Below are 22553 nucleotides of genomic sequence, written 5' to 3' on the forward strand. Positions count from 1 at the left end.
AGCAGGACACGCATTCATGCAATCTCGCTTTCGATGACCGGGAACGTGCAGAGACCCCGCGCTAGCGCGGATAGAGTTCCCAATACGCATCTGATGTCAGATCAGATGAATTGATAGACGAGTCGAGCCGATCCCTGCAGATCAGGAATCCTTAACTACGGCTGAGTCGTCTTGCGCGTTTTGACAGCAGCATGCCGCCGCGAACCCTTTCGGTTCGACGAAATCGATGTACATCTACGTGATACAGGCACGAACGAACGTCACATTTCCGCGGTAGATATCTACGCGTAACCTGCGAGCACGCGCCTGAACGAGACGAAACAGCACCTCTATGCGCAAGCGCCTTAGGTAGTAATTACTTCTACTCGATCCCTACCAAGTATTAATTACAGAACATTTCAAGGCAGACGAATTATAAACGTTTCATTCGTGTAACGTCGCCCGAAAAAAAGCCAAAAGGTAATGTCGCCGGTAATTTTGGAGAAATTTTGAGATATGCTTTCGTGAAGCATGATTGATCAGGGAAGATTCACCCGTGAACGCCCGGAAAAAGTAAATTCATGATCGATATGGATATTTTTTTAGCTTTTTCGTAATACAAATGCGCCATTTATGCGTTTTAATTTTCAGTGCGCACGATAATGGGGAAAATGATCGATCCCGATTATCGAAATATCGGCCGATTATATGAAAATGCACCACCCTGATTAAATGGGGCGCATCCGGCTCATTGATTATTGCGCGCCTGAGCGCGCAGGCTTTCATCGTTTCCTTTTCTTCCATACCGGGCTTGCGCAAGTTCGAAAGGCGACGTCACTGGTTCCTGCACACGCTGCAAGCGACTGCTTGTCGAACGATGCGATACGCCGCGCCAACGTATCGACGAACGGCCCGAGTTGCGCATCCGGCAGCGAGCGATTCACATAGCCATATCGCTCCGCGAGATCGCCATTGATATCGTTGCCGCTCAACAGTATTTCCAGCGCACGGCCACGCCCCATCAGGCGCGGAAGACGCGCCATCGGTCCGCCGCCCGGCACGAAGCCCGCGCCGATTTCGCTCGGACATATCGGTCAGCAAATTGACGTTGCGCTCGCAACGACCGTCCGCTTCAAGCCGTCGTTCCGCCATGAATGGCGGCGAGCACCTCGCGGGTGAATCTCGGGTCGTTCAACTCGAGGTCTGCCGACAATCGCGCGGTCACTTCCTGCAGCAGCCAGCCGTTGCCGTCGGGATCGCTAAACGACGCGTACGATGCGTAGCTCTTCCGGTCTGGATTCAGCCCAGCCTCCTGGCATTTTCCGTCGGCATGATGGAACACGCCGCCTACGTCATGAAACGGCTGGCTGACCTCGATGCCACGACCCATCAGTTCGCTCCGCGCAGCCACGATGTCCGACACGACGAGATGAATCCCTTGTACCGAGCCAGGTGTTGCCGCCGTCATGTTCTTGCCGAACATGATCGAACATCCGGAGCCGGGCGGCGTGAACTGGATCACGCGATAGTCACCCTCGCTGGATGTGAAGTCGAGATCGAGCCGCCAGCCCAGCTCGCCATAGAAGCGCTTTGCGCGATCGACATCAGAGACGGGAAGGACGACGATTTCGATCTTCATGTCGAAACTGATGCTCATGGCTTGCTCCGTGAACATGTTGAAACCGGTTGGCGTGAATTGCGCGATCTATCGAAATGCAATGTAGTCGCCAAAGCACCGGCTTGTCGCTAATACCATGGTATTAGCGGCGGGCGGAACTGTTCGCGGGGAATGAATCGACAGAGACAGGCGTGCGCGATACGGGGGCATAGGCACGATCACGCGTGTACACCCACCGTGCGACGCTCCTGACGCAGCAGTACGTCGCGGTAAATGCCAGGCCGGCATGCAAGCTCCTGGGGCGCGCCATCATCGACCAGCCGCCCGTGCTGAATGACCACGATGCGATCGAAATTCTGCAACGTCGACAAGCGATGCGCGATCGCCACCACGGTGCGCCCCTTCATCAGCCGGTCCAACGCGTCCTGAATCTTCGCTTCCGATTCGCTGTCGAGCGCCGACGTTGCCTCGTCGAGCAGCAGAATGGGCGCGTTTTTCAGGAACGCGCGTGCAATCGCGATGCGCTGCCGCTGCCCGCCTGATAGCCGCATCCCGCGCTCGCCAACATTGGTTTGCAAGCCGTCCGGCAACGAGCGGATCAGGTCGAGGCTATTCGCGTTTTCACAGGCTTGCAGCACTTCGTCTTCCGTCGCGTTGGGACGGCCGTAACGCAGGTTGTCGAGCAACGAACGATTGAACAGTGAGATGTCCTGCGGCACGACGCCGACCGCATCGTGCAGACTGCCCAGACTGATATCGCTAAGACGCTGGCCCGAAATGCACACGGCTCCCAGGCCAGGCGGCGGATCGAATGAGCGTTGCAGTAACGCCAGGATAGTGGTCTTGCCCGCACCCGATGGTCCGACCAGACCGACACGCTGGCCCGCGTCGACGTGAAGACTGAAATGATCCAGCACGCGGCGGCGCCCGGGGTACGAGAACGTCACGTTCTCGAAGTCGATATTCGCGTCGCGGATCTGCAAGCTCGGGACATCGACCGCCTCTTCCATCTCGCGCGGCACGAGCAGCGATTGCGCTGCCTCGGCCAGCCGCGCCAGATGCTGGATCATGCCAACAAGCGCCACGGCAAGATCACGCGTGCCATGCAGAATCGCGAAGCCGAGCGAGCTGACCAGCACCACGTCACCCGTCGTCGCACGCTCCTGCGACCAGAGCCACAACACCCAGCCGAGCAGGCAGCACGACAGCACTACCGTAATGACCGCGTGTACCAGTCTGAGTTTTTCGAGGTGCCGCAGACTCGCTTCGCGGGACGCCATTTCCTGCTCGAGGAAGCGCCCGATACGCAGACACTCGCGCGCCGTCGCCACAAAGGTCCGCACAGTCGACATATTGCCTATCACGTCCACCATCTCGCCGTCGACAGACGCGGCGCGCGACGCAAAGTTCACATGACGCTCGCCGCCGCGCTTCGCGAGCCAGAACAGGAAGGCAGTCATGCAGACGGAAATGACGACAAGCGCAAGCGCCATCCACACGCTGATCCAGCCAATCAGCACAACGGACCCGATGACCGAAAGCAGCGGCGGCAGCGCATTCCACGCTGTCAGATTCTCGATCGTGAATACGGCATTGGCCGTCGCGGAGATACGGCTTGCGAGCGTGCCGGGCTGCACGTTCGAGAAATAGTCCGTCGAATGACCGACCAGATACCCGAACAGTTCGCGCCGCACGTCGCCCGTGACCTCGACGAAGGTCCGCACGCTTACCCAGCCCGCGATGCGCCAGAACAGATTGTCGGCGAACAGCAGCGCAATGATGACAAGAAACGCGTGGACGACGTTTGCGGGATGCGCGCGGCCGGTGGGCAGCGCGTCGACCAGGTTCCTGATCGCGAACTGAGACCCTAGCGAGCACCCGACAGCGGCAACGATGCCGAAGAGAATCACCGCGTGTTGTGCCGGATGCAGGCGAACATAGCGGAACAACAGGCTCACGGGACTGGACGCGTAACCCGCAAGTTCCTGTGCGCGCCGCCCGCGCGTGCGCCCGGCTGGCGCGGCGCCCGCAGCCTTTGAACTCGGCATACCCATTGGTGACCGCTCCGGTGTTTCGCCCCGATGAAACGAATCGTCGAACGCAATACCAGTCAAAGGACTCGTTTGCCGACCAGGCGACGAATCGATCAAGCATACGCTGTTCCCGCGCCTTGGCACGAGCGGCGAAACAATGGGATTTGCAGCAAGGCATGGTCCTGGTGCGCGGGAAAAACGGATAATCCATAAACAAGGCGGTTTCGTTCAACTACACCTGAAAACAAACTCACTATGCGTATTCCACCGCTCAAGGCGATCATCGCGTTCGAAAGTGTCGCCCGAACCCGGAGCGTGAATCGCGCGGCTGATGAGCTGGGTTTGACGGCATCCGCCGTCAGCCATCAGTTGAGCAACCTCGAGTCGATCATCGGGCAGCCGCTCTTCCAGCGCTCGGGCCGCGGTCTCGTGCTGACGCCGACGGGCGAGCGCTATCTGTCCGACGTAACGGGTTCGCTCGCGGATCTGAGCCGCGCCACTGAGCGCGCGTCCAGCCGCACCGAGGTTGACATCCTGCGCGTGCATTCGAGCCCGAGCTTTGGCCTCATGTGGCTGATGCCGAGGCTGTCGTCGTTTCAGGAAGCGAACGACGACATCCAGTTGAACCTCGCGTGTTCGTACGAGAATGTCTCGTTTTCGAATGGCTTCTACGATATCGACGTGCGGCACGGCTACGGCAACTGGAGCAACGTCGAAGTGAAGACCGTGCGCGGCGAGTTCATTGCACCGCTCGCTTCTCCCGCGTACCTTGCGCGTCATCCCGTGAATACGCCTGAGGATTTGTTGGCGCACCGGCTGATCTATTCGGAGTCGCCGCTCGTGCAATGGAAACAATGGTTCGGCAGAACAGGCGTATCCGCAGCGCACAAAACCTTCGATTTCTCGTTCGACCGCTCGTACATGTCGCTAGAAACGGCGGCGCTCGGCTTGGGCATTGCGCTCGAAAGCGTGATGCTGGCGTCGGTGAAGATTCGCGAAGGCTTGCTGGTGCCCGTTTTCGATGACAGCTATGCCGTCGAAGTCGGCGCGCATCACCTCGTCTATCCGGCGCAAAACGCCGAGCTGCCACGCGTGGCGCGCTTTCTCGCGTGGATCGAGCGCGAGGCCGCTACGGAGCATCCGCGCCAGTCGTAGGCGCGGTGAGGCAGCGCATCGGCAGGGTTTTATTGCGCTGCAGCGAATCGCAGCCATCCCGCCTGCGAACTTCATCTGAATTTTTCTCAGCCATTGTTGAGCGTTTCCGCGTTGATGCGCGAGCCCCGTCAGCCGACACTCTGGGCACACATCAACACACAGGAGACAAACTCATGCTGCTCGAGAACAGGATCGTCATCGTAACGGGCGCGGCCTCGCCGCGAGGCATTGGCAGGGCGACGGCCAACGCACTCGTTGCGCAGGGCGCGCGCGTCGTGATCCTCGATCTGCGCAAGGAAGACGCGGAAGCCGCCGCCGCCGACCTCGGCGCCGGACACCTCGGCCTTGCCTGCAACGTCACTGACAAAGACGCCTGCGTCGCGGCCGCGCGCATCACGCTCGAACGCTATGGACGCATCGACGGACTCGTGAACAACGCCGGCATCACACAGCCGGTTCGCACGATGGACATCACAGGCAAGGACTTCGACGCGATCGTCGACGTGAATCTGCGCGGCACGCTGTACATGTCGCAAGCGGTGATTCCGGCGATGCAGGAACAGAACGGTGGCAGCATCGTCTGCATGTCGTCGGTGTCCGCGCAACGCGGCGGCGGGATCTTCGGCGGCCCGCACTACAGTGCCGCGAAAGCGGGCGTGCTGGGCCTCGCGAAAGCGATGGCGCGCGAATTCGGCCCGAACCGCATCCGCATCAACTCGATCACGCCGGGCCTGATCCAGACCGACATCACGGGCGACAAGCTGACGCCCACGATGCGTGAAGACATCATCAAGGGCATTCCGCTCGGCCGGCTCGGCGATGCCGCCGATGTCGCCAACGCGTGCCTGTTCCTCTTGAGCGATCTGTCGACCTACCTGACGGGCATCACGCTCGACGTCAATGGCGGGATGCTGATCCACTGAGAACCGCGCCGCCGCCAGCAGGCGGCACAATCGACGCACCCGGGAAAACCGGGGCGAACATGGCAGGAGACATTCCATGAAAGCGAAGTACACCACGTCCCCGGTTACGGGTGATGTACTGCCGCGCAACGATTCGCAGACTTTTGAAGCGAAGACGTACGCAAAGGTCGGCCGCCGGCTGATCCCCTTTCTGATGCTGTGCTATCTCGGCGCCTATCTGGACCGGGTCAACGTGGGCTTTGCGAAGCTGCAGATGCTCAGTGATCTGCGTTTCAGCGAAACCGTCTATGGCATGGGCGCGGGCATTTTCTTTCTTGGCTACTTCCTGTTCGAAGTGCCGAGCAATGTGATCCTGCACCGCGTCGGCGCGCGCCGATGGCTTGCGCGCATCATGCTGACGTGGGCCGTCATCTCGGCGAGCTTCGTGTTCGTCAAGTCACCGACAGCCTTCTACGCGCTGCGGTTTTTACTCGGCGTCGCGGAAGCGGGCTTTGCGCCCGGCGTGATTCTCTATCTCACGTACTGGTTTCCGTCCGAGCGCCGCGCGAAGGCACTGTCGCTGTTCTTCATGGCGATACCGCTGGCAGGCATGATCGGCGGCCCGCTGTCGGGCTGGATCATGCACTCGCTGCAAGGCGCGATGTCGATGGCCGGCTGGAAGTGGCTGTTCCTGCTCGAAGCCTTGCCGTCGCTCGTACTCGGCTTCGCGATCCTGCTGTATCTCGACGACGGCATCAAGCAGGCGAAGTGGCTGAACGATTCCGAAAAAGCGCTGCTCGCACGCAACGTCGCCGCCGATGCCGAACATAAAACGGCGCACGTATCGATCCGAGCATTCATCGGCGACCGCCGTTTGTGGCTGATGGCCTCCATCTACTTCTGCGTCGTGCTGGGGCAATACGGCCTGACCTTCTGGCTGCCGACCATCATCCGCAAGGCGGGTGTCGCCGATCCGCTGTGGGTGGGCGCCTTCACGGCCATTCCGTATCTGTGCGCAATCATCGCGTTGCCGCTGGTCGGCATGAGCGCGGACCGTCGACGCGAGCGCCGCTTTCACCTCGCCATTCCGATGCTGGTCGCCGCTGCAGGCTTTGCGACCTTGCCGATGCTCGGCAGCGTGGGTGCGTCGATCGTCTGTCTGAGCATTGCGGCTGCGGGCATTCTCGCGTCGTCGTCGCAGTTCTGGTCGCTGCCGACAGCCTTGCTGGGCGGCATGTCGGCGGCAGCGGGCATCGCCGCCGTGAACTGCTTCGCCAACCTGGCGGGCTTCTTCTCCCCGGCGATCGTCGGCTGGCTGAACGATCTGACGGGCAAGTCCACGGCCGGGCTGATCTTCATCTCTGTCGCGGTCACGCTCGGCGCAGCGCTCGTTTTTCTGGTGCCTGCCCGATCCGTCAACCGCTAATTCGCTTCGCAACCTTTTCGTTTGAACACTGGAGCTATCGATGGACACTGATACCGTCAACGATACGGTCACGCTCGCCGAGCGCGCCTACCGTATCCGCCGCAACGCGCTGCTGATGGGCGAAGTACAAGGCCAGGGCTATATCGGCCAGGCGCTCGACATTGCCGACGCACTCGCCGTCGCCTACTTCGGCGCCATGCGCTACCGCCCCGAAGACCCCGACTGGGAAGGCCGCGACCGCTTCCTGCTGTCGAACGGTCACTACGCGATTGCGCTGTACGCCGCGCTCTTCGAAGCCGGCATCCTGCCCGCCGATGAACTCGAAACCTATGGCAGCGATGAAAGCCGTCTGCCCATGTCCGGCATGGCGAGCTACACGCCTGGCATGGAGATGTCGGGTGGGTCGCTCGGCCACGGTCTGACGATTGCCGTCGGCCGTTGCCTCGGACTGAAGCGCAAGAACTCGGACGCATTCGTCTACACGCTTTTCTCCGATGGCGAACTCGACGAAGGCGCGATCTGGGAAGGCCTGATGTCCGCTGCGCACTGGAAGCTCGACAACCTGATCGCAATCGTCGACGTGAACAACCAGCAGGCCGATGGCCCGTCGACGCAGATCATGGCCTTTGAGCCGCTCGTCGAAAAGCTCGAAGCATTCGGCTGGTACACGCAACGCGTGAACGGCAACGACATCGATGCCGTCAAGCAGGCGTTCGACAATGCCCGCACTCACGTCAAGCCGCAGCCGCGCATCATCGTTTGCGATACGAAGATGGGCTGCGGCGTGCCGTTCCTCGAAGAACGCGAGAAGAACCATTTCATCCGCGTCGATGCGCACGAGTGGCAACTCGCGCTCGAAGCACTCAAAGCAGGGAGACAAGCATGAGCACCGTCGCCAGGAAGCCGAAGCTGAAAACGTCCGCGATGATCGCGTCGATCGCGGGTGAAGGTCAGGTAACCCGTTCCGCGCCGTTCGGCCACGCACTTGTTGAACTTGCACGCTCGAAGAGCAACGTGATCGGTATGACGGCCGATCTCGGCAAGTACACCGACCTGCACATCTTCGGTAAAGAGTTTCCCGATCGGTACTACCAGATGGGCATGGCCGAACAGTTGCTAATGGGCGCAGCGGCAGGTTTCGCGCATGAAGGCGCACAGCCCTTTGTCACGACCTACGCGGTGTTCGCCACGCGTCGCGCCTACGACTTCATCCATCAGGCGATCGCCGAAGACAACCTCGACGTGAAGATCGTCGCCGCACTGCCCGGTCTCACGACAGGCTACGGCCCGAGCCACCAGGCCGCCGAAGACCTCGCGCTGATGCGCGCGATGCCGAATATGACCGTGATCGATCCGTGCGATGCGCTCGATATCGAGCAGATGGTGCCCGCGATCGCCGCTCACAAAGGCCCCGTCTACGCACGCCTGTTGCGTGGCAACGTGCCCGCCGTGCTCGATGAATACGACTACAAGTTCGAACTCGGCAAGGCGAAGCTGCTGCGCGACGGCAACGACGTGCTGCTGATCTCGTCGGGGATCATGACCATGCGTTCTCTGGAAGTGGCCAAGGCGCTGGAGGCGGACAACATCGGCGTCGGCGTGCTGCACGTGCCGACCATCAAGCCGCTCGATACGGCGACGATCCTGCGCGAAGCAAAGCGCTCGGGACGGATGGTGATCGTCGCGGAGAACCATACGGTGATCGGCGGGCTCGGCGAAGCGGTGGCGCGCACGCTGCTGGGCGCGGGCGTGACGCCGCCGTTCCGCCAGATCGCACTGCCCGACGAGTTCCTCGCCGCCGGCGCCCTGCCGACGCTGCACGACCGTTATGGCATCTCGACTGACACCATGGCCGCCAGTATCAAGACGTGGCTCGGGTAACGGATCGAATTCCAATCGACCCGTAACCGCACGGCGACCGTTATTGCCCGGAATGACCGCAAACCTGGAGGATGCGGTCATTCGATTCCGCAAAGATGCAGAGCCCATATGCACCAATGCACATAACCTTCACAACGCAATTTCTGTGAGGTTTGTCGTGTTCGCTTCTAATATCCTTGTCCAGTTGTCCCACCCCGGGATTTGCAACGACCAAAGCGACAAGGAGAGAGATCATGTTCGACTGGGAGGATTTACGCCACTTCGTTGCGTTCAGTCAGGAACAATCGCTCGCGAAAGCCGCACGGCATCTGAAGGTCGATCATGCGACCGTCGCGCGCAGAATCGCGTCGCTCGAACAGTCCCTGGAACTGAAGCTGGTTGATCGCCGCCCACGCGCCTATGTGCTGACGGCGGACGGCGAACGTATCGCCGAACGGGGCCGGCGCATGCAGGAAGAGTCGTTTGCCGTGGAGCGGATGTCGGTCGGCGGACAGGAAGTCGTGAGCGGCGAGGTGGTGATCAGCGCGCCCCCGTCGATGTCGAGCAGTGTCATCGCACCTCACTTAGGCAAGCTGCGCGTGCAGCATCCAGCGCTGCGCGTCCGCCTGATCGCCGACACACGCAATGTGTCGTTGATACGAAGGGAAGCGGATATTGCCGTTCGCCTGAGCCGGCCAACCGAGGCCGATCTCGTCGCGCGCAAGATCGGCGTGGTTCCGTTCGCGTTTTACGCGTCACCGGACTATCTGGCGTCTCATGCGCCCGAAGACTACGAATTCATCGGATATGACGATAGTCTCGACGGCTCCGCTCAACAGATCTGGCTGGACACGCAGGCGAAGTCACGTCCCGTCGTTCTGCGCAGCAATAGTCTCGACGTGCAGGCAGCCGCCGCGCGGGCGGGTGTCGGGGTGGCCATCTTGCCCTACTTCCTCGGGGATTGGGACGAGAGTCTGAGCATCGTCGAAGGGCCGGGCCAGCCATTGCAGCGCGAGATATGGCTCTCCATTCACAACGATCTGCGGCACGCTCCGGCGATCCGCAGTGTCATGCAGTTCATTGCAAGCTGCTTTCCTGGCAACGGATAACGCAGACAGCGCGCCGCAACAGCTTGTGCATTTTCTCCTGGACGGTACGCACATTTCGGGAATTGGCGGATAGAAGGCCGGTGGCAATAATGCATTCACCGATCGACGAACAGGCAAACGGCAGATCGCAGACTAGCCGCTTGATCGTCGAACAGCTTCTCAACTATCCGCCCAAGGAGCACGAAATGAAACGCTTTCTGATCCCAGCCATGATTGCCGGCGCAATCGTATCGTCGTCTGTGTTCGCCGAACCGGCCACGCACGGCAAGACCCGCGAAGAAGTTCGGGCCGAACTCGTTCAGGCCCGCGAAGCAGGCGCGTTCGACGCGCCCGATGCCACCTACCCCACCGCTCAACTGCGCGCAGCCGCCGCGCTGCAGAACGCCAACACGAACGCCGGGAACGCGGGCACCTCTTCCGTGGGCGGCGCCGTGACGGGCCGCTCGGAAAGCGGGCGCCGCACCGTGACCGCGCCGGAAGCACGGGACAGCATCTATTTCGGTCAATGACCGTCAATCCAAAACTACGCCGACAGCCGCCGCAGAGCCAGGCCGCTGCCGGCACACGTTAGACAGTCAAGGAGTACCGTGATGGAACAGTTCAAGATGCGCATCGGCAGCGAGTGGCGCGGTGCGAGCGATGGCCGGACCTTCGAAAGTACCAACCCCTACAACGGCGAAGTCTGGGCGGAGGTGCCGCGCGGCACGGCCGACGATGTCGATGCGGCCGTGCGCGCGGCTCATGCTGCATTCAGGAGCGGCCCGTGGACCACGATGACCGCGAGCCAGCGTGGCATGGCGCTTCACAAGATCGGCGATGCGATCGCCGCGCATGCAGAGGAACTCGCCGATCTGGAGGTCAAGGACAACGGCAAGCTGAAAGCCGAAATGCTGAAGCAGATGCAATATCTGCCGCAATGGTTCTACTACTACGGCGGTCTCGCCGACAAGATCCAGGGCGATGTCACGCCGTTCGATAAAGCCGGGATTTTTCACTACAGCACGTTCGAACCGCTCGGTGTAGTCGCGACGATCGCACCATGGAATTCTCCGCTGCTGCTCGCAGTGTGGAAAATCGCGCCGGCGCTCGCGGCCGGCAATACGGTCGTCATCAAGCCATCCGAATTCTCGTCGGCATCTTCCATCCTGTTTGCAAAGCTCTGCGAAGAGGCGGGCGTGCCGGACGGCGTCGTCAATATCGTGACCGGCTTCGGCAAGGAAGTCGGCGAACCGCTGGTCGGGCATCCGCTCGTCGCGCGCGTCGCTTTCACCGGCAGCGAAGGCGGCGGCCGCCATGTCTACGAGAATGCGGCGCGTTCGTTCAAGCGTGTTTCGCTCGAACTGGGCGGCAAGTCGGCCAACATCGTCTTCGAGGATGCCAACCTCGACGATGCCGTGAAAGGCGCCGTCACCGCCATTTTTTCGGCGACAGGCCAAAGCTGCATGGCGGGATCGCGCCTGCTCGTGCATTCGAGCATCCATGACGAGTTCGTCGAACGGCTGGTGAATTTCATGAAGGACGTACGGCTTGGCGATCCGATGTCGCCGGATACGAACATCGGACCCGTATCGACCCAGCCGCAACTCGAAAAGACGCTGTACTACATCGATGTGGCGAAACAGGAAGGCGCACGTCTCGTGTTGGGCGGTCATCGTTCGACGCGACCTGGCACGGAAAAAGGGCTCTTTGTCGAGCCGACCATTTTCGTCGACGTGCGTAACGACATGCGCATCGCCCAGGAAGAAGTGTTCGGACCGGTCGTGGCCGTCATCAAGTTCGACACGGAAGAGGAAGCGATCGCCATTGCCAACGACAGCAACTATGGTCTCGCCGCCGGCGTCTGGACGCGCGACCTTCGCCGCGCGATGACGGTGCCGAAGCGGCTGGAAGCGGGCAGCGTGTGGGTCAATGCCTATCGCCTCGTCAGCTATCTCGCACCGTTCGGCGGCGTGAAGGCCTCGGGAATCGGCCGCGAAAACGGGATTCGCGCGGTTTATGAATACCTCGAAGCAAAGAGCGTGTTCATCAATCCGACGCCGGGTGTCGACAACCCGTTCGTGCTGGGCTAGGCAGCAGCGACTGGTGATGACGATGGTCGGCGTGATGGGGCGCCGACGATCGCTCACCGCTTAACCTTCGTGAACAAGCAGGCGAGTCAAGACTATGCGTTCGACGTGGATACCTTCTCGCGGCCTTGTGATGTTCGCTGGCCGCACCGCGCTGTCGGCTGCGCTCGGCCTGCTCTGCTCCAGCCTGGCTGGCCTTCATGAGCCGCATTGGGCGGCGTGGACAGTCGTCTCGCTGGCGATTCCGGCACGCGGAGACAGTCTGTTGAAATCGCTCGATCGCGCGCTCGGCACGGCTGTCGGCGCGCCCGTCGGCGTGCTGCTGGTTCTGGTTGCACACGGCAGCGAGCCGGTGCTGGTCGGCCTGCTGGCGGCATGGCTCGCGGCGTGTGTCTATGCGGGCGCCTCACTGCGCAATTACCGCGCATATGGTGCCGTGCTGGCGGGTTATAGCGCGGTCATCATCGCGATGTCGTTGCCGGGCGAATCCGCACAGTTGTTCGAGGTCGGCAAGGACCGCTGCTTCGGGGTGCTCATCGGTATTGCATGCGCGTTGCTCGTCATCGTTTTTTCGCGCGACGCTATGCACAGCGGACATGCAACCCGGCGCATCCGACATGCGATAGGCGCAGCATGCGCGTGGAGTGCAGACCGGCTTGCAGGTTTGCCGCGCCCACGGGCCATCGACGGCACTGGCCCACAACGGCTGCGCCGGCAATTGAGCGATATCCTCGCGCTTGACGGCGCGGTGCTGAGCGCGGCTGCTGAATCGCCAGCGCTGTGGACCCGTACGGGCCGTCTGCGCGGCGTCGTGTCGGCGCTGCTCAGTTTGCTTGTGGTATCGCGAGGCATCGAGCGGAACTTGGAAGAAGCGACGTCCAAAGGGAATGCAATCAGAGACGAGATCGGGGCGGTCGTTGTCGAAGCATCGCGGTTGCTTATGTCGATCGCTCGCGAACTGCGTGGCGATTGCGCAACCGAACCCGGAAAGACGTCCGTCTTTTGCTCGCAGTTGCACGCATTGCGCGTCACGCTTGCATCAATTCAGGCAAAAACTGTCGTCGAACGCCGACGCATCGATCTCGTCTCTGCGCTCCTCGGTGCGACGGAAGGGGCGCTGCGAGTGTCAGCCCGTTTGACAGGGGCCGATGAAAGTCGAAATGACGACACCGAAAGCTGTCCCGCGCCCGTCTATACACGCGACCGTACTTACGCGGTAGTCGCTGCGTTACGCGCTGCGATTGCATTGCTGCTCGCTGGAGCGGTCTGGATGAACACCGGCTGGCAAGGCGGGCCGCTGTTCGTCGCATTCACGGCTATCGCGATAGCCCTCTTCGCGATCCGGCCCAACCCGCGACATACGGCAATTCACTTTCTGACTTCGGGCGCAGTGGGCGCGGGCGCTGCGCTGTTGTTCTGCGTAACGGTTGCGTCGCACATTGCGCATCCTGCGGGCGTTGCGCTCGCGGAAGGCTGCGTCGTTTTTCTGGCCATTGTGCTGTCGTCCCTGCTTTCGAATAGTTTCTGGGCGTCGGGTTTCTGCCTGGTGTTCCTTGTCGTGTCCGATCCGGCAGCCATTGCTCATATGACGGCGAGCGCGCTGAGCGGCAATGCGACAGGTGTGATCGCGGGCTCCGCGCTCGCCGCGTTCGCATTCCATCTCGTTCCATCACGTGGACGCGAGAGCCGGTGGCGCAAACGCAGTCTGAAACGGATCGCTGACACGATTCGGACCTTGATTGCTTCGCCCGTCGGGCGGCGAACGGCCGTGACGCATCACGCGTGGCAAAGCCGAAGCATCGACGCGCTCGTGCGGATCGCTTTGCCCGCAGCATCCGCGCAGGAAGTGGATGAATGCATGTCGTGGATCGAGATAGGAGCGGAACTGCTCGAACTACACAATGCTTCGCACACCGATGCCGGACCGCTTTCATCAGACGCGCGAAAGACACTGGGCCAATTGCTCGCGGATCTCAGAGATATCGAGCCTCATGCGTGGCACGCGCGGCTCATCGCTGCCGATGCTGAACTTCATCACACGCAGCACACAGATCAAACAGTACTCGCAATGCGCGCGAGGATTGCTGAAATCGTCTCGTTGCTGAAACACGTAGCTGCAGCGGGAATTGCACCGGCGCAATGAAACGTCCCGAAGCCAGAACAGGGTCAAGCACTTGGAATTTTTTTGTTGTAGATAAACAGGAGATTTGAAATGGCAAGGCAGAATTCAGTCCAGCTCGCCGAGAAGTTTTGGCGTGAAGTGTGGCAATTGCGCAATCCGCACGCGGCAGACCATCTGGTCTCTGACGACTTCACGGTCACCTCGGGCGGAGTCGAGATCAAGTCACGCGAAACGTTCAAGAAGTGGGTTGCTGCATTCCTCGCCAGCATCGCTGAGTTCAAGTTCGATGTGATCGAGACGTTTCAGAACGAAACAGGCGACCGGGTGGTCAGTCGATGGCGGGTTACGGGAAAGAACAACGGCTTCATGGGTTCAGAACCATCGGGCTTACCGATCGACATGACGGGAACGGCGGTCCTGCACGTTGGCGAGGACGGACTGCTGCGGCACAACTGGGTAGAACGTAGTGCGCTGGAAGTTCTGCGCAGTGTGGCTACGCGAAATGGCATCGTTGTGCAGGCGGAGCCGGCGTCAAGCGAGTCAGGCCGATAAGCGTTTGCGCACTGTCGAAAGTCATTCGAACATGTCAGTGCGAAGACACGTAATCGGAATCAGCAAACGCCGGCGGCATCGAAAACGTCTCGCGCATGCGCTTCGTCTCCGCCGCGGGCGTCGCGCCAAATAGACGCTTGAACTCGCGATTGAACTGCGACGCGCTTGTGTAGCCCACAGCGTGACACGCGGCTTCGGCAGTGATGCCTTGACGCAGCATCAACAGTCGAGCCTGGTGCAGGCGCGCCGATTTCACATATTGCATAGGCGATGTTTGCGTGATCGCCTTGAAGTGGCTGTGAAATGTCGGCACGCTCATACCCGCGTCGCTCGCAAGCTGCGAGACGTCGAGCGGCTGCGCATAGGTCGCGTGGATGCGACGCAACGCCTTGCCGATCTTGCCGAACTGCCCTTGCATCGCCAAAGCCGCGCGCATCGCGTTGCCTTGCGCGCCCGTCAGTACGCGGAAGTACAGTTCGCGCTTCAACGCCGGCCCGAGGATGGACGCGTCGAGCGGCCGGCTCATCGCTTCCAGAAACCGCAACACGGACATCCGAAGTGCGGGATCCATCGGACTGGACATCATGCTTTGCGGCGTGTACTCGTGAACGGGAGCATGATGACGGTCGATCTCCAGCATCAGTTCGGCCGCCACCGCAAAATCCAGATGCAGGTAAATAGCCAGCAGCGGGCGTTGCGGCGTAGCGTCGGTTTCCATCGTGAACGGCACCGGCACGGCGACCGCGAGATACTGCTGCTCGTCGTACACGTAGACCTGATCGCCGAAATAGCCTCGCTTGGTTCCCTGGCAAACAATCACGATGCCGGGATCATAGAGAACGGGCGTGCGGGACAACGCGCGATCCGACCGCAGAATGCGCACATCCGGCAACGCCGTGAGGTTGTATCCCTCATTGGGCGCGAGCGCTTTCAACAACGCAATCATCGTTTGCTGCCCGTCGATCTTTCTCACCACGCTTCACCGTTGTCATAGGAATAGGCAATAAGTCGAGACTATAAGACCTGAATCGTACAAGTGCGAAAGAATATTATGCAGTCGTCTCTCTTCTCTTTCGAGGTGCGCATGTCATCCGTCAAAACTCTCCTCATTACCGGTGTCAGCAGCGGCTTCGGACGCGCGCTGGCCGAAGAAGCACTCGCCGCAGGTCACCGCGTGATCGGTACGGTCCGAAGCGAACAGGCAAGGAATACGTTCGAAGCACTGGCGCCAGGCCAATCCGTGGGTCGTGTGCTCGATGTGACCGCCTTTGAAGCTATCGACGGCGTCGTCGCCGAAATCGAGGCAACGGTCGGGCCGATCGACGTACTCGTCAACAACGCCGGGTACGGTCACGAGGGCGTGATGGAGGAATCGTCGCTGGACGAGATGCGAAGGCAGTTCGACGTCAATGTGTTCGGCGCCGTCGCGATGATGAAGGCTGTGATCCCGGGCATGCGCAAAAGGCGGAGCGGCCATATTCTCAACATCACGTCGATGGGCGGCCACATCACGATGCCCGGCATTACCTACTACTGCGGCAGCAAGTTTGCGCTGGAAGGCATCTCCGAGGCGCTCGGCAAGGAAGTCCGGGCCTTGGGCATCTTCGTCACCGCCGTCGCGCCGGGATCGTTCCGGACCGATTGGGCAGGCCGGTCGATGGTCCGGACGCCGCGTTCGATCCCGGACTATGACCCGCTCTTCGATCCAATCAGAAAAGCGCGCGAAGAAAAAAGCGGCAAGCAGTTGGGCGATCCTGCGAAGGCGGCGCGCGCGATGCTATCGGTGATTGATAGCGACAATCCGCCGGCGCATCTGCTGCTAGGCAGTGATGCGCTTGGCCTCGTGCGTGAGAAACTCTCGACCATCGGCGGGGAAATCGACGTGTGGGAGGCTGTCAGCCGATCGACGGACGGCTAGGGTGTGTCGTCGTGCCGGCTTGCTCGCAAGGTGTCGATCTCACAAGTATTCGACATTCCCGTCGACACTGATCGCCTGCCCGGTAATATTGCCGCCAGCCGGCGACGCAAGGAACAGGGTCATCGCGGCAATATCATCGACCGTGACCATCCGGCGCAACGAAATCTTCTTCAGGTACTCGTCGCGCATCGCATCGAACGAAATACCGAGCGCGTCGGCGCGCGCGGCGATCACCTTGCTCATCCGCTCGCCTTCCACCACGCCCGGCAAAATCGCGTTCACACGAATATTGCTCGGGCCCAATTCGGCCGCCAAAGATTTCACCAATCCTACGATCGCCCATTTCGTCGATGCATACGGCGTTCGAAACGGATAGCCAAGACGTCCCGCCACCGAAGACATCGCGATGATGCTCGCGCAGTCCGATGTCTCCTTCAAAACGGGCACCGCCTTGCGCAGAAAATAGAACTGGCTGTTGAGATTGGTGGACACAGTGTTTTCCCACTGCGCAGGATCGAGATCTTCGACTGCGCCCGTCGGTCCCGCAATGCCCGCGTTATTGACGAGCACATCGAGTCCACCGAGTTTCTGCCGCGCATCGTCGATGACGGCATCGACTTGCGCCCGGTCCGACACGTCGGCGATACCCGCGTGAAGGTCAGGCAACCGGGATTTGACGCTAGCGACAGCCGCCGCATTCACGTCGCAGATATAAACCTTCGCCTGCGCCTGTACGAATGCTTCGGAGATTGCCGCGCCAATTCCCGCCGCGCCCGCCGATACAAATACACGCAGCCCGGCGCGAGGTTTCAGGAGATCAATGATATTCATGCCGCTACCTCTTCACTATTTGCAAACGGATCACAAGGTCAATCCGCCCGTCGCTTCGATCACTGCGCCGTTGATATAGCTTGCTTCGTCGCTTGCCAGAAACGCGTAAATATTCGCGATTTCTTCGGGCTTGCCGAGCCGGCGCAGCGGCACGTCTTCGCGCATCTTCGCGAGCACGTCTTCAGGAATGGTCTTGAGAATAGGCGTGTCGATGAAGCCAGGCGCAACCGCGTTGACACGGATACCCTTCGGACCCAGCTCGCGACTCCACGTTTTCGTGAAACCGATCACGCCGAACTTGGCCGCTGCATAGTTCGTCTGCCCGTAGTTACCGTAAATGCCCACGACAGAGCTTGCGTTCAGGATGACGCCGGAACCTTGCGCGATCATCGAATCGACGACGGCCTGGGCGGTATGAAAGACACCGCGAAGGTTGACGTCGATCACATCTTCGAACTGCTGCAACGTCATCTTCTGCAAGCGCGCATCGCGTGTGATGCCCGCATTGTTCACGACGACGTCGACGCGGCCATATGTGTCGCGCACTTTGGCAACCATCTGATCGACTTGCGCACGTTGCGTGACATCGACGGCGAAAGCGCCCGCCTTGGCACCCGCTTCCCGACACATATGCGCGACAGTCTCGACAGCATCGAGATTCATGTCGCACGCGATCACGACGGCGCCTTCGCGCGCGAACTTCAATGCGGTTGCTGCACCGATCCCCTGCCCCGCGCCCGTGATGATCGCAACTTTTCCGTTCAACTTCATTGTTGGTTTATTCCTTCCAGAAAACGCAAACCCGACTATGACTTCATCTGTGCGGCCGGCTCGCGCGACGACTCTACACGATCCTCGCCGCGAATCGCTCTCGCCAGCAATGGCACCAGTGCAAGGCCGAGCACTGCTGCGACCAGGATCACCGTGAAGCCGGCATCGCTTCGGCCGGACGACGTTTCCGCCATTCCGAACAGATACGGTCCAACAAACCCGCCGATCAAACCGATCGTGTTGATGAACGCGAGACCCGCTGCAGCCTGGATGCCTTGCAGACGCTTCATCGCGATGGCCCAATAGGACGGCAACACGCCGCCGCCGAAGAATGCAGTCACCGTAAGCAGGCAGATACGCGCAGCAGGAGTCGTCACCGCGAGATAAACGCAAGCGCCTACGACAAGCCCTGCCGTGAGCACGCCGAGAAACACGCAATCGCTATTCACGCGCCGGTGGATGCGCGGCAGAATCAGCACGCCAAGCAGAAAGCCGAGTCCGACGCTTGCGGCCAGAAAGCCGATCACAAGCGGCGAATCGACATGCATCTGGTGGACGATGGCAGGTGCAAAAAAGTACAGCCCCACGAACGCCACCTGATTCAGAAAATAGATCAAACCGATCAGTACGGTAGTGGGCCGTTTGAGCGCGGCAATCCAGTTTGCGGACGAGTACTCCGCACTTCCATGTACGTCGATGACAGCATGCGCTTCTAGCACGTCGCGCTCGGCCGCAGACAGCCACCGTGCGTCTCGCGGCCGCTCCGGCATCGCAAAGAACAGCACGATGCCAACGATCACGCTCGGAATGCCTTCGATCATGAACATCCATTGCCAGCCATGCAGTCCGCCGAATCCATCCAGTTGCATCAGCGCGCCGCCGAGCGGATTGCCGAGCATCAGTGCGAGCGCGGGCGCAATGTAGATCCAGCCGACCACGACAGGCCGGTCATGCGGCGCGAACCACAGCGTCACCATATACATCAGCGCGGGGAAAAGCCCCGCTTCCGCGATGCCCAGCAGAACGCGCAACACATAGAACGATGACGTGCCCTGCACGAACATCATCGCGGTCGACAGGATGCCCCACGTCACCGCAATGCGCGCGATCCAGCGTCGCGGGCCGACACGGTGTGCCGCCAGGTTGCTCGGCACTTCGAGCAATGCATAGCCGAGAAAGAAAATGCCCGAGCCGAAACCGTAGGCGGCGGCACTGATGCCGACATCTGCCGCGAGCTGCATCTTCGCGAGCGCAACATTCGTGCGATCGAGAAAGGACATGAAGTAGATCGCGCACATCAGCGGGATCAGCCTGAGCATCGCCTTGTGCGTGGCAATGCGATGCAGCTGTTCAACGCGATGGTCGATGGAAGTAGTGTCCATGACGTCGTCTCCAATATTTTTTTGAACGGGTCTGTTCTTTTGTTAGCGTCAGCCTAGAGCGTTACCTGGTCGGCGCCTTTCAGTCCGAGCATCTTGCGCGCGTCCGTGGGCGTCGCGATCTCGAACGACAGTTCTTCGAGAATGCGGCGGATTTTACGGACCTGTTGCGCGTTGGTCTCCGCCTTCACACCCTTCGAGAGATACACGCTGTCTTCAAGACCCACGCGTACGTTGCCGCCCAGGATCGCGCTCATGGTCACGAGCGGCATCTGGTGACGGCCCGCGCCGAGAACCGAGAATTGATAGTTCTCGCGGCCAAACAACCTGTCTGCCGTGGAGCGCATCACGACCATGTTTTCCGGGTCCGTGCCCAACCCGCCCAGAATGCCGAATACCGATTGAATGAAGAACGGCGGCTTAACGAGCCCTTGCTCGACGAAATGCGCAAGGTTGTACAGATGCCCCACGTCATAGCACTCGAATTCGAAGCGCGTGCCGTTGTCTCCCAATTCCAGAAGAATGTTGCGAATGTCCTTGAAGGTATTGCGGAAGATCATGTCTTCCATGCCTTCGACGTAATCCTTCTCCCAGCCATAGCGCCACGACGAAATCTTCGCGGCAACGGGATGAATCGAGAAGTTCATCGAGCCCATGTTCAACGAACACATTTCGGGCTTTGCGAGTCGCGGATACGCGAGACGTTCTGCGAGCGTCATGCGCGTGCTGCCGCCTGTCGTGATGTTGATGACGGCGTCCGTCGCTTCGGCGATTGCAGGCACGAAAGCCTTGAAGATCTCCGGGCTCGGCGTGGGGCGGCCGTCATTGGGATCACGTGCGTGCAGATGGATGATCGCGGCCCCGGCTTCAGCTGCTTCGATGGCCTGGTCCCGGATTTGCGCGGGCGTGATGGGGAGATGTTCGGACATCGACGGCACATGGGTTGCGCCCGTGATCGCACACGAAATGATGACCTTGCGGCTGGTGTCGCTCATTGGGAAATCCTGATCTGTTCGGCGTGCGCGGCGCTTCGTCCCTGCGCCATGAAAGGACGCCGCGCACGCTGTCTCCGAGGTGGTATCGATGCGCTGGCAGTCCGCGGACGCAGCGCTTGTGATACCGATAGTAGTGGGATACGATGGCGCCCGTAAGGTCATTTACGGACACGAGGATGTCTTCGAAGGACATTCTGTGGAGCAATTCTTGGCATCGACTCGCCCCCTGATCAACGAGCGCAGTTACGCGCCGTACAAAATCGCCGCACTGGTTGAAGTGCTCGCGGAGCAAGGCATTGCGCCCGAAGATAGCCTGAAGGGCAGTGGCCTGAGCGTCGATCAACTCAACGACGCTTCGGTGATGACGTCGGTGCGTCAATACGCGATCGTGGCCCGCAACGCGGTGCTGCTGTCGACCGATCCGGCCACGCCGTTCAAGACCGGCTCGCGGCTGCATTTGTCCGCGTATGGCATGTATGGCTATGCGCTGATGTCGTGTCTTTCGTTGCGCGACTACTTCCGGCTTGGCGTCAAATATCATCGGCTTGCAACGCCGACGGTGACCATCGATTGGACCGAGTATCCGGATCGCGCCGTGTGGTCGTTTCCCGATGCGTTCGTTTCGAGCCCGTCGCGCGAGTTGCGCGAGTTCATCATCGAGCAGCAATTCACGCAGCACGTTACGCATCTTCAGGATGTCGCGGGTCATAGCTGTCCGCCGGTCATGGCGTGCTTTTCTTATCCGGCGCCTGCGCATGCTGATCTTTATCCGCAGTATCTGGGCTGTCCGTGTTTCTTCGATGCGCCGCAATGCGAGCTTGTTTACGACAGCGCGATACTGAACCAGAAGCCGCAGCTTGCACATAAGCTGACGGCGACGCTGTTGCAGGATACGTGCGATCGTTTGATCGGGCAGGCAAAGACTTCCGTCGGGACGTCTGGCGAGGTCTATCAGGTTCTCATGAGCACGCCTGGCGTTTTTCCCGGCATGGAAGAAGTGGCAACGCGGCTCAACATGACGAGCCGGACCTTGCGGAGGCATCTTGAAGCGGAAGGAACTTCTTTCGTTGCAATCGTCGATGATGTGCGTTGCTCGCTCGCGCTGGAGTATCTGCAATCGACGAAAATGAGCACCGATGATGTCGCAATGCTTCTAGGGTTTAGCGATGCCGCTAATTTTCGCCGAGCGTTGAAGCGCTGGACGGGGAAAGGGCCGGGGGAGTTGAGGAAGTAGCTGTTCGCGCGCTGTCCGGCGTGTCTTTGTCTGCGACGGCTGGGTTGATTGTGCTGGGCTTTGCGCTGGCATCCGCGTTACGGTCTTTGCGATGCACGCGTTGGCCCTGTGCGGGGCGGTAGGTACTTTGTCTGCGACGGCCGGTTGGTTTGCTTCGGGTTTTCGCTGGCATCCGCGTTTTGTTAGCGTGCTTCAAGCGTCGCCCCTGTGCGGGGCGGCAACTACTTTGCCTGCGACGGCCGGTTGGTTTGCTTCCGGTTTCGCTGGCATCCGCGATTCGTTAGCGTGCTTCAAGCGTCGCCCCTGTGCGGGGCGGCAACTACTTTGTCTGCGACGGCCGGTTGGTTTGCTTCGGGTTTTGCTGGCATCCGCGTTATGCCTTCGTGCTTCATGCGTCGCCCCTGTGCGGGGCGGCACCTACTTTTCTTTGCCGCCGCAAAGAAAAGTAGGCAAAAGAAAGCGGCTCACACCGCCAACATTTCTTCTTGCCTGAGGGCCCCCAAAGGTTCTTACGCTTCACTCGGCAACCACATGACCCATATTCGTTGCCAACGCTCTTGGGGTGCGCCTCACCCGCTTCACGCACCCACGCTTCACCATGCC

Annotated in this window: 19 protein-coding genes and 1 pseudogene; 12 read left to right on the forward strand and 8 right to left on the reverse strand. The window is 60.4% G+C overall.

Translation table 11 applies throughout. The features are described from left to right. Positions 1 to 830: 830 nt before the first annotated feature. The 3 genes and pseudogenes from BLT65_RS18480 to BLT65_RS18490 form a co-directional block, all read right to left on the reverse strand. Positions 831 to 1058: pseudogene (locus BLT65_RS18480) on the reverse strand (enoyl-CoA hydratase/isomerase family protein); the annotation flags it as partial. A 53-nt stretch (positions 1059 to 1111) separates the two neighbouring features. Next, the gene (locus BLT65_RS18485; protein WP_042305375.1) at positions 1112 to 1636 is read right to left on the reverse strand and encodes a VOC family protein; all 525 of its coding nucleotides are present in this window, start codon (positions 1634 to 1636) and stop codon (positions 1112 to 1114) included. Between the two features lie 179 nt (positions 1637 to 1815). Next, complete coding sequence (locus BLT65_RS18490; protein ID WP_091779720.1) at positions 1816 to 3651, reverse strand: ABC transporter ATP-binding protein; 1836 nt, start codon at positions 3649 to 3651, stop codon at positions 1816 to 1818. A gap of 234 nt (positions 3652 to 3885) precedes the next feature. Here BLT65_RS18490 and BLT65_RS18495 point away from each other — a divergent pair, with 234 nt between their 5' ends. The 10 genes from BLT65_RS18495 to BLT65_RS18545 all read left to right on the forward strand — a co-directional run bounded on the left by BLT65_RS18495 (position 3886) and on the right by BLT65_RS18545 (position 14822). Continuing rightward, complete coding sequence (locus BLT65_RS18495; protein WP_091779722.1) at positions 3886 to 4785, forward strand: LysR substrate-binding domain-containing protein; 900 nt, start codon at positions 3886 to 3888, stop codon at positions 4783 to 4785. A gap of 173 nt (positions 4786 to 4958) precedes the next feature. Beyond that, positions 4959 to 5708: an SDR family NAD(P)-dependent oxidoreductase gene (locus BLT65_RS18500; RefSeq protein WP_042305335.1), complete on the forward strand. Its 750-nt coding sequence runs from the start codon at positions 4959 to 4961 to the stop codon at positions 5706 to 5708. Between the two features lie 76 nt (positions 5709 to 5784). After that, a complete protein-coding gene (locus BLT65_RS18505) occupies positions 5785 to 7113 on the forward strand; it encodes an MFS transporter (protein ID WP_091779724.1) in 1329 nt (442 codons plus the stop codon). Positions 7114 to 7153: 40 nt separating this feature from the next. After that, positions 7154 to 7999 (forward strand): transketolase, encoded by an 846-nt coding sequence (locus tag BLT65_RS18510; protein WP_091779726.1) that lies wholly within the window; start codon positions 7154 to 7156, stop codon positions 7997 to 7999. After that, complete coding sequence (locus BLT65_RS18515; protein ID WP_091779728.1) at positions 7996 to 8994, forward strand: transketolase family protein; 999 nt, start codon at positions 7996 to 7998, stop codon at positions 8992 to 8994. The genes BLT65_RS18510 and BLT65_RS18515 overlap by 4 nt, the downstream gene beginning before the upstream one ends. A gap of 233 nt (positions 8995 to 9227) precedes the next feature. Then, positions 9228 to 10082: a LysR family transcriptional regulator gene (locus BLT65_RS18525; protein ID WP_091779732.1), complete on the forward strand. Its 855-nt coding sequence runs from the start codon at positions 9228 to 9230 to the stop codon at positions 10080 to 10082. A 140-nt stretch (positions 10083 to 10222) separates the two neighbouring features. Continuing rightward, positions 10223 to 10591 carry a DUF4148 domain-containing protein gene (locus tag BLT65_RS18530; RefSeq protein WP_244186524.1) on the forward strand — a complete coding sequence of 123 codons (369 nt, stop codon included), beginning with the start codon at positions 10223 to 10225 and terminating at the stop codon, positions 10589 to 10591. A gap of 81 nt (positions 10592 to 10672) precedes the next feature. Next, positions 10673 to 12151: an aldehyde dehydrogenase gene (locus BLT65_RS18535; protein ID WP_091779734.1), complete on the forward strand. Its 1479-nt coding sequence runs from the start codon at positions 10673 to 10675 to the stop codon at positions 12149 to 12151. 94 nt (positions 12152 to 12245) lie between these two features. Beyond that, positions 12246 to 14291, forward strand: a complete 2046-nt coding sequence (locus tag BLT65_RS18540; protein ID WP_091779736.1) for an FUSC family protein — start codon at positions 12246 to 12248, stop codon at positions 14289 to 14291. 69 nt (positions 14292 to 14360) lie between these two features. Further along, complete coding sequence (locus tag BLT65_RS18545) at positions 14361 to 14822, forward strand: ester cyclase (protein ID WP_091779738.1); 462 nt, start codon at positions 14361 to 14363, stop codon at positions 14820 to 14822. Positions 14823 to 14856: 34 nt separating this feature from the next. On the opposite strand, the gene BLT65_RS18550 is transcribed toward BLT65_RS18545, so the two are convergent. Continuing rightward, a complete protein-coding gene (locus BLT65_RS18550) occupies positions 14857 to 15768 on the reverse strand; it encodes an AraC family transcriptional regulator (protein WP_091779862.1) in 912 nt (303 codons plus the stop codon). Positions 15769 to 15906: 138 nt separating this feature from the next. On the opposite strand from BLT65_RS18550, the gene BLT65_RS18555 reads away from it, so the two are divergent. Further along, complete coding sequence (locus tag BLT65_RS18555; protein WP_091779741.1) at positions 15907 to 16740, forward strand: oxidoreductase; 834 nt, start codon at positions 15907 to 15909, stop codon at positions 16738 to 16740. 39 nt (positions 16741 to 16779) lie between these two features. On the opposite strand, the gene BLT65_RS18560 is transcribed toward BLT65_RS18555, so the two are convergent. Genes BLT65_RS18560 through kce form a run of 4 tightly spaced genes read right to left on the reverse strand, consistent with a single transcriptional unit; the run spans position 16780 to position 20716 of the window. After that, the gene (locus tag BLT65_RS18560; RefSeq protein WP_091779743.1) at positions 16780 to 17571 is read right to left on the reverse strand and encodes an SDR family oxidoreductase; all 792 of its coding nucleotides are present in this window, start codon (positions 17569 to 17571) and stop codon (positions 16780 to 16782) included. A gap of 30 nt (positions 17572 to 17601) precedes the next feature. After that, on the reverse strand, positions 17602 to 18342 hold the full coding sequence (fabG, locus tag BLT65_RS18565) for a 3-oxoacyl-ACP reductase FabG (RefSeq protein WP_091779745.1): 741 nt from the start codon (positions 18340 to 18342) through the stop codon (positions 17602 to 17604). Between the two features lie 35 nt (positions 18343 to 18377). Continuing rightward, positions 18378 to 19724, reverse strand: coding sequence for an MFS transporter (locus tag BLT65_RS18570; protein ID WP_042305346.1), 1347 nt, complete (start codon positions 19722 to 19724; stop codon positions 18378 to 18380). 53 nt (positions 19725 to 19777) lie between these two features. After that, positions 19778 to 20716 carry a 3,5-dioxohexanoate:acetyl-CoA acetone transferase gene (gene kce / locus BLT65_RS18575; protein WP_091779747.1) on the reverse strand — a complete coding sequence of 313 codons (939 nt, stop codon included), beginning with the start codon at positions 20714 to 20716 and terminating at the stop codon, positions 19778 to 19780. Between the two features lie 208 nt (positions 20717 to 20924). Here kce and BLT65_RS18580 point away from each other — a divergent pair, with 208 nt between their 5' ends. Next, a complete protein-coding gene (locus tag BLT65_RS18580) occupies positions 20925 to 21950 on the forward strand; it encodes an AraC family transcriptional regulator (RefSeq protein ID WP_091779865.1) in 1026 nt (341 codons plus the stop codon). The last annotated feature ends 603 nt before the right edge of the window (positions 21951 to 22553 follow it).

The organism is Paraburkholderia steynii (assembly GCF_900100565.1).
GTDB lineage: Bacteria > Pseudomonadota > Gammaproteobacteria > Burkholderiales > Burkholderiaceae > Paraburkholderia > Paraburkholderia terrae.

Excerpts from the sequence above, each read along its gene's own strand:
- BLT65_RS18545 (WP_091779738.1), top strand. The coding sequence starts at position 14,361 with ATGGCAAGGCAGAATTCAGTCCAGCTCGCCGAGAAGTTTTGGCGTGAA.
- BLT65_RS18515 (WP_091779728.1), top strand. The coding sequence starts at position 7,996 with ATGAGCACCGTCGCCAGGAAGCCGAAGCTGAAAACGTCCGCGATGATC.
- BLT65_RS18560 (WP_091779743.1), bottom strand. The coding sequence starts at position 17,571 with ATGAATATCATTGATCTCCTGAAACCTCGCGCCGGGCTGCGTGTATTT.
- BLT65_RS18495 (WP_091779722.1), top strand. The coding sequence starts at position 3,886 with ATGCGTATTCCACCGCTCAAGGCGATCATCGCGTTCGAAAGTGTCGCC.
- BLT65_RS18505 (WP_091779724.1), top strand. The coding sequence starts at position 5,785 with ATGAAAGCGAAGTACACCACGTCCCCGGTTACGGGTGATGTACTGCCG.
- BLT65_RS18540 (WP_091779736.1), top strand. The coding sequence starts at position 12,246 with ATGCGTTCGACGTGGATACCTTCTCGCGGCCTTGTGATGTTCGCTGGC.
- BLT65_RS18485 (WP_042305375.1), bottom strand. The coding sequence starts at position 1,636 with ATGAGCATCAGTTTCGACATGAAGATCGAAATCGTCGTCCTTCCCGTC.
- BLT65_RS18525 (WP_091779732.1), top strand. The coding sequence starts at position 9,228 with ATGTTCGACTGGGAGGATTTACGCCACTTCGTTGCGTTCAGTCAGGAA.
- BLT65_RS18490 (WP_091779720.1), bottom strand. The coding sequence starts at position 3,651 with ATGGGTATGCCGAGTTCAAAGGCTGCGGGCGCCGCGCCAGCCGGGCGC.
- fabG (WP_091779745.1), bottom strand. The coding sequence starts at position 18,342 with ATGAAGTTGAACGGAAAAGTTGCGATCATCACGGGCGCGGGGCAGGGG.
- BLT65_RS18550 (WP_091779862.1), bottom strand. The coding sequence starts at position 15,768 with ATGATTGCGTTGTTGAAAGCGCTCGCGCCCAATGAGGGATACAACCTC.
- BLT65_RS18510 (WP_091779726.1), top strand. The coding sequence starts at position 7,154 with ATGGACACTGATACCGTCAACGATACGGTCACGCTCGCCGAGCGCGCC.
- kce (WP_091779747.1), bottom strand. The coding sequence starts at position 20,716 with ATGAGCGACACCAGCCGCAAGGTCATCATTTCGTGTGCGATCACGGGC.
- BLT65_RS18570 (WP_042305346.1), bottom strand. The coding sequence starts at position 19,724 with ATGGACACTACTTCCATCGACCATCGCGTTGAACAGCTGCATCGCATT.
- BLT65_RS18500 (WP_042305335.1), top strand. The coding sequence starts at position 4,959 with ATGCTGCTCGAGAACAGGATCGTCATCGTAACGGGCGCGGCCTCGCCG.
- BLT65_RS18555 (WP_091779741.1), top strand. The coding sequence starts at position 15,907 with ATGTCATCCGTCAAAACTCTCCTCATTACCGGTGTCAGCAGCGGCTTC.
- BLT65_RS18535 (WP_091779734.1), top strand. The coding sequence starts at position 10,673 with ATGGAACAGTTCAAGATGCGCATCGGCAGCGAGTGGCGCGGTGCGAGC.